The following is a 14,472-nucleotide window of genomic DNA, read 5'->3' as shown; positions in this document are numbered from 1 at the left end:
TACCCCGGTCGCCCCGCCCGCCCGGTGCGGGCGGGCGGGACGTCACGGGTCGGCACTACTCCGGGTCGGCGACCGCGACCAGGGCGGGCCGCAGCAGCCGGTCGCCGAGCTGGTAACCCCGGCGCATGACCTGCACGCAGGTCGGCTCGGTCACGTCGGCGGAGGTCTGGTGCGCCACCGCCTCGTGCCGGGTCGGGTCGAACGGGTCACCCTGCTCGCCGAACGCGGTCAGGCCGAACTTGCCCAGCGCGGTGGTGAGCTGCTCGGCCACGCTGCCGAACGGGCCCACCAGGTCGCCGTGCTCGCGGGCCCGGTCCAGGTCGTCGAGGATCGGCAGCAGTGCGGTCAGCACCGCGCCGGTCGCCTGCTCCTGGACCAGGCTGCGGTCCCGGTCGACCCGCTTGCGGTAGTTGGCGTACTCCGCCGACACCCGCTGGACGTCGCGGGTCCGCTCGTCCAGCTCGGCCCGGAGCGACTCCAGCTCGGCGCCGAGCGGCGCGGCCGCGGCGGCGGCCTCCTCGCTCGGCTCGGCCGGGGCGTCCACCACCGGCGGGCCAGAGACCTCGGCCTCGGCCTCGATCTCGTCGACCACGACCTCGGCCTCCTCGACCAGCCCGTCGGCGGGCGCGTCGGCCGCGGCGTCGGCGGCCGACGTGTCGGTCACCGCCTGCTCGGTGGTCTTGCCGATCTTGCGCTTGTCACGGATGACGACCCGCGGCTCCTCGCCGGCGCCCTTCCCGGCGCTCGCGGAGCCACCCCGCGCCGACCCGGCGGAGCCCGGGTCGGCGGCTCGTGGCTTCTCCGTCATGCGGCTACCTCATCCCTCTGCGAGAAACGTGTCCGGGACCGAAGGTCACTTCTTGTCCTCGTCCACGATCTCCGCGTCGACCACGTCGTCGGGGCCGCCGGCCTGGGCGCCACCGGTCGCACCCGCGCCCGGCCCGGCCTCGCCCGGGGCACCCTGCTCGCCCTGCTGCTGCTGCGAGTAGAGCAGCGAGCCGGCCTGCTGGGAGACCTGCGCCAGCTTCTCGTGCGCGGCCTTGATCTTGTCGATGTCCTGGCCGCCGAGCGCGCTGCGCAGCTCACCGAGGGCCTCGTTGAGCTGGTCGCGGTTCTCGGCGGGCAGCTTGTCGCCGCTCTCCGCGAGGAACTTCTCGGTCTGCCACTGGAGCGCTTCGGCCACGTTGCGGGTCTCCGCCTCGTCGCGGCGCCGCTTGTCCTCGTCGGCGTGCTCCTCGGCGTCCCGGCGCATCCGCTCGATGTCGTCCTTCGGCAGCGACGAGCCGCCGGTGATCGTCATCTTCTGTTCCTTGCCGGTGCCCAGGTCCTTGGCGTGCACGTTGACGATGCCGTTGGCGTCGATGTCGAAGGTGACCTCGATCTGCGGCACGCCCCGGGGCGCCGGCGGGAGGCCGGTCAGCTCGAAGGTGCCGAGCTTCTTGTTGTAGGCCGCGATCTCCCGCTCGCCCTGGAACACCTGGATCAGCACCGACGGCTGGTTGTCGTCGGCCGTGGTGAAGACCTCGGAGCGCTTGGTCGGGATGGTGGTGTTGCGCTCGATGAGCTTGGTGAAGATCCCGCCCTTGGTCTCGATGCCCAGGCTCAGCGGGGTCACGTCGAGCAGCAGGACGTCCTTGACCTCACCCTTGAGCACACCGGCCTGGAGGGCGGCGCCGACGGCGACGACCTCGTCCGGGTTGACGCCCTTGTTCGGGTCGCGGCCCGTGAGCTGCTTGACCAGGTCGGTCACGGCCGGCATCCGGGTCGAGCCGCCGACCAGGATGACGTGGTCGACGTCGGAGATCTTGATCCCGGCGTCCTTGACGGCCTGCTCGAACGGGCCCTTGCAGCGGTCCAGCAGGTCCTGCGTCATCCGCTGGAACTCGGCGCGGCTCAGGGTCACGTCGAGGTGCAGCGGGCCCGCCGAACCGGCGGTGATGTACGGCAGGTTGATGTTGGTGGTGGTGGCGGCGGACAGCTCGATCTTGGCCTTCTCGGCCGCCTCCTTGAGCCGCTGCATGGCCATCTTGTCCTGGGACAGGTCGATGCCGTGCTCGCCGCGGAAGGTCTTCACCAGGTGGTCGATGATCCGCTGGTCCCAGTCGTCACCACCGAGGTGGTTGTCACCGCTGGTGGACTTGACTTCGATGACGCCCTCGGCCAGCTCGAGCAGCGAGACGTCGAAGGTGCCGCCACCCAGGTCGAAGACCAGGACGGTCTGCTCCTTGGAGCCCTTGTCGAGGCCGTACGCCAGGGCGGCCGCGGTCGGCTCGTTCACGATCCGCAGCACGTTGAAGCCGGCGATCTCACCGGCCTCCTTGGTGGCCTGCCGCTGGCCGTCGTTGAAGTAGGCCGGCACGGTGATCACCGCGTCGGTGATCTGCTCACCCAGGTACGCCTCGGCGTCCCGCTTGAGCTTCATCAGCGTGCGGGCCGAGATCTCCTGCGGGGTGTACTTCTTGCCGTCGATGTCGACGGTCCAGTTGGTGCCGATCTCCCGCTTGACCGAGCGGATGGTCCGGTCCGGGTTCGTCACCGCCTGGCGCTTGGCGACCTCACCGACGAGCACCTCGCCGTTGCGGGCGAACGCGACGATCGAGGGGGTCGTCCGCGAGCCCTCAGCGTTGGCGATGACGGTGGGCTCACCGCCCTCGAGAACGCTGACGCAGGAGTTCGTCGTGCCGAGGTCGATGCCGACCGCACGTGCCATGTTCGCTTCCTCGCTTCGTAACGGTGAGCAGGTCAACGGGCCTGCCCGGCGGGTCGCCCGCAGCGACCGCACCACAAGTTGAGTGAACTTGACTCAATAGTGCCACGCGCCGGGCAATCCGCAAGTCGAGGTTGAGTCGACCCGACGCAACCTGACCGTTATTACCGTCCGGTTGTCTTACCTTGCGTCGGTCGGGCACGCTTTAGCGGTGACGACGCATGGCGATCCCGCCACCCATCCCGGCGCGCCCGCCGTCGCAGCCCGCACCGGACCCGACGCCGGTCAGGACCCGCCCGCCGAGACCGCGGCGGGTCTGCCCGCCGCACTCACCGGCCTGCGGGCCGCGATCGGGGCGGCCCGGTTCCCGCTGGCGCTGCCCTCGGCCGAGCCGGCCCGGCGCACCGCCGCCGGCCTCACCGACCAGCTCGACGACTATCTGCTGCCCCGGCTCTCCCGCCTCGACGCCCCGCTGCTGGTGGTGGTCGGCGGCTCGACCGGCGCCGGCAAGTCGACGCTCGTCAACAGCCTGGTCCAGGCGCGGGTCAGCGCCGCCGGGGTGCTCCGCCCGACCACCCGCTCGCCGGTGCTGGTCTGCAACCCGGCCGACGCCGCCTGGTTCCGCCAGGGCGAGCTGCTGCCCGGCCTGACCCGGACCACCGAGCCGAGCGAGAACCCGGGCACCCTCCAACTGGTCACCGCCCCCGCGCTCCCGGCCGGGCTGGCCTTCCTCGACGCGCCCGACATCGACTCGGTGGTCGACGCCAACCGGGCGCTCGCCGGGCAGCTGCTGGCCGCCGCCGACCTCTGGCTCTTCGTCACCACGGCCGCCCGCTACGCCGACGCCGTCCCGTGGGAGCTGCTGCGCAGCGCCCGGGCCCGGGGCACGGCCGTCGCCATGGTCCTCGACCGGGTGCCCCCGGAGGCGGCCGACGAGATCGCCGCCCACCTGTCGGAGATGCTCGCCGCGCAGGACCTGGGCGCCGCGCCGCTGTTCGTCCTACCGGAGACCTGGGTGGACGGGCAGGGGCTGCTCCCCGACCGGGTCACCGCCCCGCTGGCCGCCTGGTTCGCCCGGCTCGCCGCCGACGCCGAGGCCCGCTCGGCGGTGGTCCGGCAGACCCTCGACGGCGCGCTGGCCGCCCTGCACCCCACCGTGGACGCGCTGGCCGACGCCGCCGACGAGCAGGTGGCCGCCGCCGACGCGCTGGACGAGCGGGTCCGGGCGGCCTACCGGGGGGCGGAGCGGACCGTCGACCAGGGCCTCAAGGACGGCCGGCTGCTCCGCGGCGAGGTGCTCGCCCGCTGGCAGGAGTTCGTCGGCACCGGCGAGTTCTTCCGCAGCCTGGAGGCGCGGATCGGCCGGCTGCGCGACCGGGTGGTGGCCGCGGTCACCGGCCGTCCGGCCCCGGCCGCGGAGCTGCGGAACGCCATCGAGTCCCAACTGGTCACGCTGCTGCGCGGGGTGGCCGCCGAGGCGGCGGAGAACGCGTACACCGGGTGGAAGGCGCACCCGGCCGGAGCGGCGCTGCTCGAACCGGACCTGGCGCACGCCTCGGCCGACCTGCCCGAGCGCGCCGAGCGACTGGTCCGCGACTGGCAGCGGGGGGTGCTGGAGCTGGTCCGGGCCGAGGGCGGCGACCGCCGCTTCGTGGCCCGCACCGCCGCGTACGCGGTCAACGCCACCGGCCTGGCCGTCATGATCGCGGTCTTCGCGGCCACCGCCTTCATCCCGACCGGGCTGGAGGTCGCCACGGGCGCCGGCACCACGGTCGCCGCGCAGGCGGTGCTCCAGGCCATCTTCGGCGACCAGGCGGTCCGCAACCTGGCCAGCAAGGCGCGGGTGGACCTGTTGACCCGGATCGGCGCGCTGCTGACGGAGGAGGCCGACCGGTTCCTCGCCCGCACCGCCGAGACGCGCCCGGCCGCCGGGGCCGGCGCCGAGCTGCGCCGCGCGGCCGGCGCCGTGGAGAAGGCCCGGCACCGGGCCGGCCTCTCCGACCCGTCGGGCCCGACGTTGCCCGGTGCCGACCAGGGCGGGCGCGCGTGAGCAACATCGTCGGCCGGATGCGGGAGGCGTTCCGGGGCGGCCAGCGGGTGGACCCCGACGTCCTGATCGCGCGCCTCCAGGCGGTCCAGCGCTTCCTCGGCGCGGTCGACGGCCAGGTGCCCGACGACCAACTGGTCGCCGCCCACACCGTCGTCGAGCGGGCCGGCACCCGGCTCGCCCTCTCCGGCCACCACACCGTGGTCGCCCTGGCCGGGGCGACCGGCAGCGGCAAGTCCAGCCTGTTCAACGCCCTCGCCCGGCTGGACCTCTCCCCGGTCGGCGTCCGCCGCCCGACCACCGGCGTGGCGCACGCCTGCGTCTGGGGGCAGCTCGACGGCGCGTCCCGGTTGCTCGACTGGATCGGGGTGGTGCCCCGGCACCGGTTCGTCCGGGAGAGCCCGCTGGACGGCGACGACGAGTCCGCCCTGCACGGCCTCGTCCTGCTGGACCTGCCCGACTTCGACTCGGTGCAGCGCACCCACCGGCTGGAGGTGGACCGGCTGCTCGGCCTGGTCGACCTGGTGGTCTGGGTGGTCGACCCGCAGAAGTACGCCGACCGGGTGATCCACACCAGCTACCTGCGCGAGTTCCACCGCCACAGGGACGTGACCGTGGTGGTGCTCAACCAGGCCGACCGGCTGCCCCCGGCCGAGCTGCCCCGGGTCCTCGGCGACCTGCGCCGGCTGCTCGACGCCGACGGGCTGGAGGGGGTGCCGCTGCTGCCCACCGTGGCGGTGGACCCGGCCGGCCTGGACGGCCTCCGCGCCGAGCTGGAGCGGACGGTCGCCGAGCGGCAGGCCGCGCTGCGCCGGCTGGCCGGCGACGTGGACGCCGTGGTGGCCAGGCTCGAACCGCTGGTCGGGCCGGAGCCGCCGCGCACCGGGCCGGGTGACGCCTCGGCGCGGGAACTCACCACGGCGCTGGCCGGCTCGGCCGGGGTGCCGACGGTGGCCGAGGCGGTCGAGAAGGCGTACCGGCACCGGGCCGTCGGCAGCACCGGCTGGCCACTGGTCCGGGGCTGGCGGAAGCTGCGGCCGGACCCGCTGCGCCGGCTGCACCTGCCCGGCGGGGGGGCCGACGCGCCGGCGGAGAGCCTGGTCGCGGCCACCTCCGTACCCGATCCCACCGCCGCGCAGCGCTCGGCGCTCAACCTGGCCATCCGCGCGGTCGCCGACCGCTCCGCCGCCGACCTGCCGGCGCCGTGGCCGGCCGCGGTGACCGCCGCGGCCCGGTCCCGGCTGGCCGACCTGCCGGACGCGCTGGACCACGCGGTGGCCGCAACCGACCTGGGCATGGACCGCCGGCCGGCCTGGTGGCGGGTGGTCGGCGCGCTCCAGTGGCTGGTCACCCTCGCGGCGCTGGGCGGCCTGGCCTGGCTGGTGCTGGGCTACGCGCTGCGCATCCTCGGCCTGCCCGCCCTGGAGCATCCCGAGCTCGGCGAGGTGCCGTGGCCCACCGTGCTGCTGCTCGGCGGGCTGCTGGCCGGGCTGCTGGTGGCGGCGCTCACCCGGCCGGTGATCCGCTGGGCGGCGCGGCGCGCCCGGCGCCGGGCCGAGGAGCGGCTGCTCACCTCGGTGGGCAGCGTGGGCGAGAAGTACGTGCTGAACCCGGTCTGGGCGGTGCTGGCCCACTACGCCGAGGCGCGCGAGGCGCTGCGGGAGGCGGCCCGGGGCTGAGCCCCGGCACGGAATGCCCGGCGTGCTGACCGGTGTCCGGGCGGGCCGGGCGGCGTAGGGTCGGTGCATGGCCACGCCACAGACCCCCTACGAGGCGGTGCTGCACGCCGCTCGCGACGTGACGAGGCTCGACTCCGCCCTGGACGCGGAGATGCTCGGCGCCGCGCTGCTGGGCAGCGTCTACGCCGTTGCCGAGACCGACCGGGAGAACGCCGTCCGCGAGTTCGTGGCCGGCTTCCTCACCGCCACCTCGCGCCGCCGCAGCGCCGCCGCCACCACCATCCGCGCCGTCTTCGCCGCCCTGGTGCCGGACGCCGAGGGCGCCGCCCGGGTCCGACCGGGCGCGTACGCCCCGGCCTGGGCCGGCCGGCTCGGCCGGGTGCACCTGACGGGCACCTGGTCGTACGGCGACGTGTACGGCGACCAGACCTCCTACCTGGCCACCTTCGCCTACGACGACGCCGAGGGCGGCCCGGAGCACGCCCTGGTGGCCCTGGTCGACCACAACATCGGGATCACCAAGGACGTGTTCGTGGGCGGGCCGGCCGCCCGGATCGTCGAGCAGGCCCGGGAGATCTGCACCGAGGACGAGTTCACCTGGTTCCGCACCGAGGATCCGGCCCGGATGCGCGCCGAGGTGAGCCGCCACCTGACGATCACCGACGACCTCGGCGAGCTGCCCGCGCAGGGCTCGCTGGCCACCGACCGGGCGCTGGTGGGCGCCCGGCTGGCCGTGCTGCCCGGCCCGGTGCTGCCGGCGACGGCGGCCGACGCCCCGCCGCTGACCGACGAGGCGCGGACCCGGCTGGTCCGGGCCTTCCTCGGCGCGCCGGAGGCGGTCCGGTTCGGGCTGGACCGGGTGGCCGACGGCGAACTGGCCTCGCTGCACTTCTGCCTGGGGCTGCTGCTCGACCACGCGGCGAGCTTCCCGGACGCCGACCCGATGCGGTGGAGCCCGACCGTGGCGGAGCTGTTCCTGCTCGACTGGGTGCACCGCCGGGCCGTGCTGGATATGGACGACGCGGCGATGCTGCCCCGCGTGCTGCGCGGCTGGGTGGCGTACGCGGCCCGCCAGCGGGGGCTGCCGCCGGCGGCGGCCGTCCGCACGGACGAGGCGATCGAGGAGATGGTCCCCGAGTTCGCCCGGCTCTACAGCACCGGCGAGCGGCGCAGCCCGGCCACGGCCGCGGTCGCCCAGCTCATGGCGGACGGCGTCGACCCGGACGATCCGGCCGCGCTGGACGCCTGGATCGAGGCGAACCGCCACCGCCTCACCGACGACCCGGCCTGACCCGCCACGCCGGCGGGGACCGTCCGGGAACGGATCACGCCCCGGGGGCGGGGTCAGGCCGTGGTGCCCGACGCCGTGGCGCTCGGATCCGGGTCGTCGCGCGGGCTGAGCGTCGGCATGGGCCACTCGTCCGGCGGCGTGCAGGTCGGTGACGGCGTGCCGTCCGGCGGGGAGGTCGTCGGGTCCGGTTCGCCGGTCGGCGACGGTTCCGGGGTCGGCTCGGACCAGGTGCCGGTGGGTTCGGCGGTCGGGCTGGGGCTCGGCTCCGGGGTGGCCGGGTCGGACGGGGACGGGGACGGCGACGGCGAGGGCACCGGCGACGGGCGTGGCGGGCCGGCCGGCCTGGTCCGGGTGGGGCCGGGTGTCGGCGGGGGGGCGGCCGGGCGGGACCGGTGCCGGGTGCCGAGGTCGCTGTCGTCGGGCAGGGCCGGGGCGGCCGGGAGCACCGGAGCCGGCGGCACGGTGGTGGCTCCGGGACCGGCGACCGGTGTCGGGGTGGGCCGCAGCGGCAACTGGGTCCCCAGGGGCAGCGGGATCACCACCGGGCCGACCGAGGGGGTCGGGATGAACGGGGTGCTGGTGTCCGGGAGGGCGCTGTTTCCCACGGTGGCCGCCCCGGTGCTGATCGCGGCGAGGATCGGCATGGAGGCGGTGCCGGCCAGCAGCGCGACGGTGAACAGGTAGCCCCGGCTCGGGCCACCCAGGCCGTGTGCGCGGTGCGCGCCGACCACCGGCCGGTAGCCGGACCGCGGCACCGCCCGGTGCCGGCCGAGGAACGGAGTACCCGGAGGACCCTCTGGCGGCTCGGACACCGGCACACTCCTCGTACGCGTCGACAGGGCGGGATCCCGGCGCAGACTAAAGGGATAAATGCCGCACGGGGGACCACCGTCAGCTTGAACCAGTGACACTCAGTTCACCAGCCACCACAGCGTGTCGACACACAAATTGTCCGTCGTCCGAGGGTGACTCACCAGACAAATACGTCTATGCGTCGCGAACGAGACGGAACGGGACCGGTGGGGGAGGCCATACTGTGGGCCCGCTCACCTCCTCTGCAATCATTCAGGCACGACGGCAACGCAGCCGCCACCTCCGCGCACCCCGCGGCTGGTGCGGTACGGCGCCGGCGCTCCCGGGTCGGGCTCCTCACGGACCCGGCTCACGCCGCGCGGCAACCCTCACCGGGGCTATGGCGCGGCCGCCAGGGACCGACCCGGCACCAGCCGGATCGGGCGCACGATGTGCGCGGCACGGGTCACCCCCCGGCGCCGGCGCAGACCAGACAGGGAGAGACGGATGGCAAAGGGCGACCCCGGGGCCGCCACCCGCAACAGGCGGGCCGCACCCCGTACCAAGCGCGCCGCCGCCACGGGCGAACCGGAGCTCGTGCAGCTGCTCACGCCCGAGGGCGAACGGATCGAGACCGCGCTCGGCCCGGACGGGACCGAGTACCGCGTCGACTTCACCGACGAGGAGTACCGCGGGCTCTACCGCGACCTCGTGCTGGTCCGGAAGCTCGACGCCGAGGCCACGGCGCTCCAGCGCCAGGGCGAGCTGGGCCTCTGGGCCAGCCTGCTGGGCCAGGAGGCGGCGCAGGTCGGCTCCGGCCGGGCGCTGCGTACGCAGGACATGGCGTTCCCGACCTACCGGGAGCACGGCGTCCTCTACTGCCGGGGCATCGACCCGATCATGCCGCTCGGCCTGTTCCGCGGCGTCGACCAGGGCGGCTGGGACCCGAACGAGTTCAAGTTCAACATGTACACGATCGTCATCGGGGCGCAGACCCTGCACGCGACCGGGTACGCCATGGGTGTCGCCATGGACGGCAAGACCGGCAGCGACGAGGGCGAGGCGGTGATCGCCTACTTCGGTGACGGCGCCACCAGTCAGGGCGACGTCAACGAGTCGTTCGTCTGGGCCAGCGTCTTCAACGCCCCGCTGGTGTTCTTCTGCCAGAACAACCAGTACGCCATCTCCGAGCCGCTGGAGCGGCAGACCCGCGTCCCGCTCTACCAGCGGGCGGGCGGCTTCGGCTTCCCCGGCGTCCGGGTGGACGGCAACGACGTGCTCGCGTCGTACGCGGTGACCCGGCACGCGCTGGACAACGCGCGGCACGGCCAGGGCCCGAGCCTCATCGAGGCGTACACCTACCGGATGGGCGCGCACACCACCTCCGACGACCCGACCCGCTACCGGATCGCCAGCGAGGTCGAGGCCTGGCAGGCCAAGGACCCGATCGCCCGGATGAAGGCGTTCCTGACCAAGCAGCAGATCGTCGACGACTCGTTCTTCGCCGAGGTCGACGAGCAGGCCCGCGCCGAGTCGGTGCACCTGCGCGAGCGGGTGCTGAACATGCCGAACCCGGAGCCGGTGAGCATGTTCGACCACGTCTACCCCAACGGGTCCCCCGAGCTCGACGAGCAGCGGGCCCAGTTCGCCAAGTACATGGAGTCGTTCGAGGGGAGCGCCCACTGATGGCCACGGAAACGCTCACCCTCGGCAAGGCCCTCAACGCCGGCCTGCGCAAGGCCCTGGAGAACGACCCGAAGGTCGTCATCATGGGCGAGGACGTCGGCAAGCTCGGCGGTGTCTTCCGGATCACCGACGGCATCCAGAAGGACTTCGGCGACCAGCGGGTGATCGACACCCCGCTGGCCGAGTCCGGCATCATCGGCACCGCGGTCGGCCTGGCCATCCGTGGCTTCCGGCCGGTCTGCGAGATCCAGTTCGACGGCTTCGTCTACCCGGCGTACGACCAGATCGTGTCGCAGGTGGCGAAGATGCACTACCGCTCGCAGGGCAAGGTGCGGATCCCGATGGTCATCCGGATCCCCTACGGCGGCGGCATCGGCGCGGTCGAGCACCACTCGGAGTCGCCCGAGGCGTACTTCGCGCACACCGCCGGCCTGAAGGTCGTGAGCTGCGCGAGCCCGCAGGACGCGTACTCGATGATCCAGCAGGCCATCGCCTCCGACGACCCGATCGTCTTCCTGGAGCCGAAGCGGCGCTACTGGGAGAAGGGCCCGGTCGAGCTGGACGCCCCGCTCGCCGACGCGTACCCGCTGCACGCCGCCCGGGTCGCCCGGCCGGGCACCGACGCCACCGTGCTGGCGTACGGCCCGATGGTGCGCACCGCCCTGGACGCGGCCACCGCCGCCGCCGAGGACGGCCGGGAGCTTGAGGTCATCGACCTGCGCACGCTCTCCCCGCTGGACCTGACCGCCGCGTACGAGTCGGTGAAGCGCACCGGCCGCTGCGTGGTCGTCCACGAGGCCCCGGGCAACCTGGGCCTCGGGTCGGAGATCGCCGCCCGGATCACCGAGGAGTGCTTCTACTCCCTGGAGTCCCCGGTGCTGCGGGTCACCGGCTTCGACACCCCCTACCCGGCCGCCCGGGTGGAGGAGGAGTACCTGCCCGACCTCGACCGGGTGCTCGACGCCGTCGACCGCACCTTCGGCTGGTGAGCGGCATGTCACGGATCAAGGAGTTCAACCTCCCCGACCTGGGCGAGGGCCTGACCGAGGGCGAGATCCTCGCCTGGCTGGTCAAGGTGGGCGACGACATCGAGCTGAACCAGCCGATCGTCGAGGTGGAGACCGCCAAGGCGGCGGTCGAGATCCCGGCGAAGTGGGCCGGCCGGGTGCAGGCGATCTTCCACCCGGAGGGCGCCACCGTCGAGGTCGGCAGCCCGATCATCGCGATCGACACCGACCCGAACGCCGGGCCGATCGAGGAATCGACGACCGGTACGCCGGCCGCCGACCTCCCCACCCCGTCGGCGGCCTCCCTGGCCGCCGTCGAGGTCGCGCCCGAGGAGGGCATGGTCGAGCCGGGTCTCATCGGCGGCGTGGCACCGGGCGGGCGTACCGCCGTGCTGGTCGGCTACGGCCCACGGAACGCGCCGGCCAAGCGGCGGCCGCGCAAGGGCGGCGTCCCGGCGCAGGCCGCGGCGGCCCCGGCCGCCCCGGTCCAGCCCGCTCCGGCCCCGGCTCCGGTGGTCCCGGCGCCGGTCGCGCCGGCGGTGAACGGCAACGGCCGGGCCACCGGCCCGGTACTGGCCAAGCCGCCGGTCCGCAAGCTCGCCAAGGACCTCGGCGTCGACCTCGCCGCGCTGACCGGCTCGGGCCCGCTGGGCTCGATCACCCGGGAGGACGTCCAGCGGGCGGCGGCGGCCCCGGCGGCGGCCGAGCCGCTGACGGTCGCGGCGCCGGCCACGGCGGCCGCGAGCTTCGGCGCCGACCGCGAGCAGCGCATCCCGGTCAAGGGGGTACGCAAGCTCACCGCGGAGAACATGTCCCGCTCGGCCTTCACCGCCCCGCACGTCACGGAGTTCCTGACCGTCGACGTGACCCGGGCCATGAAGGCGCTGGACCGGCTCCGCGAGCGGCGCGAGTGGCGGGACGTGCGCGTCTCGCCGCTGCTGCTGGTCGCCAAGGCGGTGCTGCTGGCGGTCAAGCGCCACCCGATGGTCAACTCGACCTGGGCGGGCGAGGAGATCGTGGTCAAGGACTACGTGAACCTGGGCATCGCGGCGGCCACCGAGCGTGGCCTGATCGTGCCGAACATCAAGGACGCCGGCCGGCTCTCGCTGCGCGGGCTGGCGGACGCGATGACCGACCTGGTGCAGACGGCCAAGGCAGGGAAGACCTCGCCGGCCGACATGTCCGGCGGCACGCTGACCATCACCAACGTCGGCGTCTTCGGCGTCGACACCGGCACCCCGATCCTGCCTCCGGGCGAGTCCGCGATCCTCGCCTTCGGCGCGGTCCGGGAGATGCCCTGGGTGCACAAGGGCAAGGTCAAGCCGCGCCTGGTCACCACCCTGGGCCTCTCCTTCGACCACCGGATCATCGACGGTGAGCTCGGCTCGAAGTTCCTCCGCGACGTCGGGGACTTCCTGGCCGATCCGGAGGCGGCGCTGCTCGCCTGGACCTGACGGTCGCATCGCACCAGGCCACGGCCGGTGTGCCACGGGTGAACGCCCGGCACACCGGCCGTTGCCGTTGGGGAACGAAACCTCGGCTCGGCTGGGCTCTTGACCTACGATCCTTAGGTACGTGGTTCAGCTCACCTAATAATCGATGGAAGTTGGCGGCGTCATGCGGTTCAATAGAGACATCAAGGGGCTGACAACCGAATAGCCAGGAGGAGAGACCCAGATGAGCATGATCGAGCGAATCCGCAACCGCCGCGACGCCAACCGCCGCGCCCGCGCCATCGAGCACGCGCTGCGTTCCGCCAACTCGCCCGCGGTCCGCGAGGAGCTTCTCGCCATCGCCCAGCGTCACATGAGCTGACGCTCCCCTACTTTCCTCACCTCCTCCAGTTCGAAGACCCGCCCGGGGCGCACCGGGCGGGTCTTCGGCGTTCCACGTCGATTGACACCGGGATTCCACCTCGCCGCACCGCCCGGTACGGTGGGGCTCGGTCGCCAACCGCCCGCCCCCGGACCGATCGCCAAGAGAGCAACCGATCGATGTCGTCCGGTGACGTTCGGTGACGGCCGGTGCTCCCCCGGACGCCTCCGGGCGGCCACCGGATACGGTGCGGGGAGCCCGCACGGCCGGTACCAGCCGGCGACGCCGGCAGCCATGCCGACGGTCCCGATCGGCATCGGCGGCCGACATGTGATGGAGGAGGCGCACCCATGACGTCCGAGGCCCCGCACCGCCCTGGCCAGGAGCCGGGCGAGGTGTCGCCGGGCGCTGGCGGACCGGTGCCGTACGGCGACCGCCCGGCGCAGCAGGACAACGGGTACGGCGCGCCCGACCTCGGCTGGGCCCCGCCCCCGCCGGCCGGTCGGCCCGCCCAGCCGGCCCCCGCCTGGGCCGCGGCCGACGACCAGCAGCCCCCCGCCTGGACCCCGCCGGGCGGCCAGCCCGCCGCCGGCCGGGCCACCGCCCAGGTGCCCCCGCCGGCCGAGCCGGGCGGCTGGGGCCCCGCCGCGCAGCCCGCGTGGGCCGCCCCCGAGCAGTCCGGTGCGGCCTGGGGGGCGCCCGACCAGGGCGCACCCGCCTGGGGCGCGCCCGAGCAGGCCGGCCCCACCCGCGGCGCCGAGCCGGGGCCCGCCTGGGCCGCCGCCCCGCCGGGCAACCCCACCGAGCCGACCCCGCCGGCCTGGGCGAACGAGCAGGGCGGGCCCGCCTGGGGCGCCGCCCCGGCCCCGTCCGGTGACCAGCCGGCCTGGGCGCAGGCCGGCGAGCCGGGCGCCCGAGGCGCCGCCCAGGTGCCCGCGCCGGGCACCGTGCCGAACGAGTCGTGGGCCGCTCCGGCCGGGCAGGACGACCCGAACCGCTCCGGCGGCTGGAGCCCGGCGAACGGGCAGCAGGACGACGACGCGGGCCGCTCCGGCGGCTGGCGCGCCGCGCCGGAGGACGGCTCCGGCGGTTGGGCCGTCGGGGCCGCCGCCCAGCAGCAGGACGACCAGCCCGCCTGGGGCCAGCAGGGCGAGCAGCCCGCCCCCGGCTGGTCACCGGCCGAGCCGACCGCCCGCGCCGCCGCCAAGGTCTCCGTCCCGGGTGCGGTCCGGCCCGAGAACGCCTGGCCCGCGCAGGAGGACCAGGATCGTGCCGGCGGCTGGCAGAACGGTCCGTCGCCGCAGCAGGACGACGAGGGCCGCGCCGGCGGCTGGCCGGGGCAGCAGGACGAGTCCTCCTTGAGGAGTACGTCGATGAAGAGGTCGCGGGTCTGCGCCTCGTCGTAGTCGTGGTCGTCCGGCCGCATCTCGTTGGCGGCCTTCGCGGCG

The 14,472-nt window shown here is 74.5% G+C and carries 10 protein-coding genes and 1 pseudogene; 8 read left to right on the top strand and 3 right to left on the bottom strand.

Going from position 1 to position 14,472, the window contains the following annotated elements; all coding sequences use genetic code 11:
- Positions 1–55: 55 nt before the first annotated feature.
- A complete protein-coding gene (grpE, locus tag ABZV78_RS00055) occupies positions 56–808 on the bottom strand; it encodes a nucleotide exchange factor GrpE (RefSeq protein WP_355634546.1) in 753 nt (250 codons plus the stop codon).
- A gap of 45 nt (positions 809–853) precedes the next feature.
- Complete coding sequence (gene dnaK, locus ABZV78_RS00050) at positions 854–2,710, bottom strand: molecular chaperone DnaK (protein WP_355634545.1); 1,857 nt, start codon at positions 2,708–2,710, stop codon at positions 854–856.
- 208 nt (positions 2,711–2,918) lie between these two features.
- Here dnaK and ABZV78_RS00045 point away from each other — a divergent pair, with 208 nt between their 5' ends.
- The 3 genes from ABZV78_RS00045 to ABZV78_RS00035 all read left to right on the top strand — a co-directional run bounded on the left by ABZV78_RS00045 (position 2,919) and on the right by ABZV78_RS00035 (position 7,724).
- A complete protein-coding gene (locus ABZV78_RS00045; RefSeq protein ID WP_355634544.1) occupies positions 2,919–4,757 on the top strand; it encodes a GTPase domain-containing protein in 1,839 nt (612 codons plus the stop codon).
- A 17-nt stretch (positions 4,758–4,774) separates the two neighbouring features.
- Positions 4,775–6,433: a GTPase gene (locus tag ABZV78_RS00040; RefSeq protein ID WP_355634677.1), complete on the top strand. Its 1,659-nt coding sequence runs from the start codon at positions 4,775–4,777 to the stop codon at positions 6,431–6,433.
- A 67-nt stretch (positions 6,434–6,500) separates the two neighbouring features.
- Positions 6,501–7,724, top strand: a complete 1,224-nt coding sequence (locus ABZV78_RS00035; protein WP_355634543.1) for a hypothetical protein — start codon at positions 6,501–6,503, stop codon at positions 7,722–7,724.
- A 53-nt stretch (positions 7,725–7,777) separates the two neighbouring features.
- Here the strand turns inward: ABZV78_RS00035 and ABZV78_RS00030 are convergent, their stop codons facing one another.
- Positions 7,778–8,536 carry a hypothetical protein gene (locus tag ABZV78_RS00030; RefSeq protein ID WP_355634542.1) on the bottom strand — a complete coding sequence of 253 codons (759 nt, stop codon included), beginning with the start codon at positions 8,534–8,536 and terminating at the stop codon, positions 7,778–7,780.
- Positions 8,537–9,023: 487 nt separating this feature from the next.
- On the opposite strand from ABZV78_RS00030, the gene pdhA reads away from it, so the two are divergent.
- The 5 genes and pseudogenes from pdhA to ABZV78_RS00005 form a co-directional block, all read left to right on the top strand.
- Positions 9,024–10,202, top strand: a complete 1,179-nt coding sequence (gene pdhA, locus ABZV78_RS00025; RefSeq protein ID WP_355634541.1) for a pyruvate dehydrogenase (acetyl-transferring) E1 component subunit alpha — start codon at positions 9,024–9,026, stop codon at positions 10,200–10,202.
- Positions 10,202–11,191, top strand: a complete 990-nt coding sequence (locus tag ABZV78_RS00020; RefSeq protein ID WP_355634540.1) for an alpha-ketoacid dehydrogenase subunit beta — start codon at positions 10,202–10,204, stop codon at positions 11,189–11,191. The genes pdhA and ABZV78_RS00020 overlap by 1 nt, the downstream gene beginning before the upstream one ends.
- A gap of 5 nt (positions 11,192–11,196) precedes the next feature.
- Entirely contained in the window at positions 11,197–12,663 is a 1,467-nt protein-coding gene (locus ABZV78_RS00015) for a dihydrolipoamide acetyltransferase family protein (RefSeq protein ID WP_355634676.1), read from the top strand.
- Between the two features lie 223 nt (positions 12,664–12,886).
- On the top strand, positions 12,887–13,024 hold the full coding sequence (locus tag ABZV78_RS00010) for a hypothetical protein (protein ID WP_165823299.1): 138 nt from the start codon (positions 12,887–12,889) through the stop codon (positions 13,022–13,024).
- A gap of 350 nt (positions 13,025–13,374) precedes the next feature.
- Positions 13,375–13,560 (top strand): annotated as a pseudogene (locus ABZV78_RS00005) (hypothetical protein); the annotation flags it as partial.
- Positions 13,561–14,472 lie beyond the last annotated feature (912 nt).

The organism is Micromonospora sp. NPDC004540 (assembly GCF_040610095.1).
In the GTDB taxonomy this organism is placed as follows: domain Bacteria; phylum Actinomycetota; class Actinomycetes; order Mycobacteriales; family Micromonosporaceae; genus Micromonospora.
The sequence above is the reverse complement of the archived record's forward strand: the minus strand, read 5'-3'. Positions and strand labels throughout refer to the sequence as shown.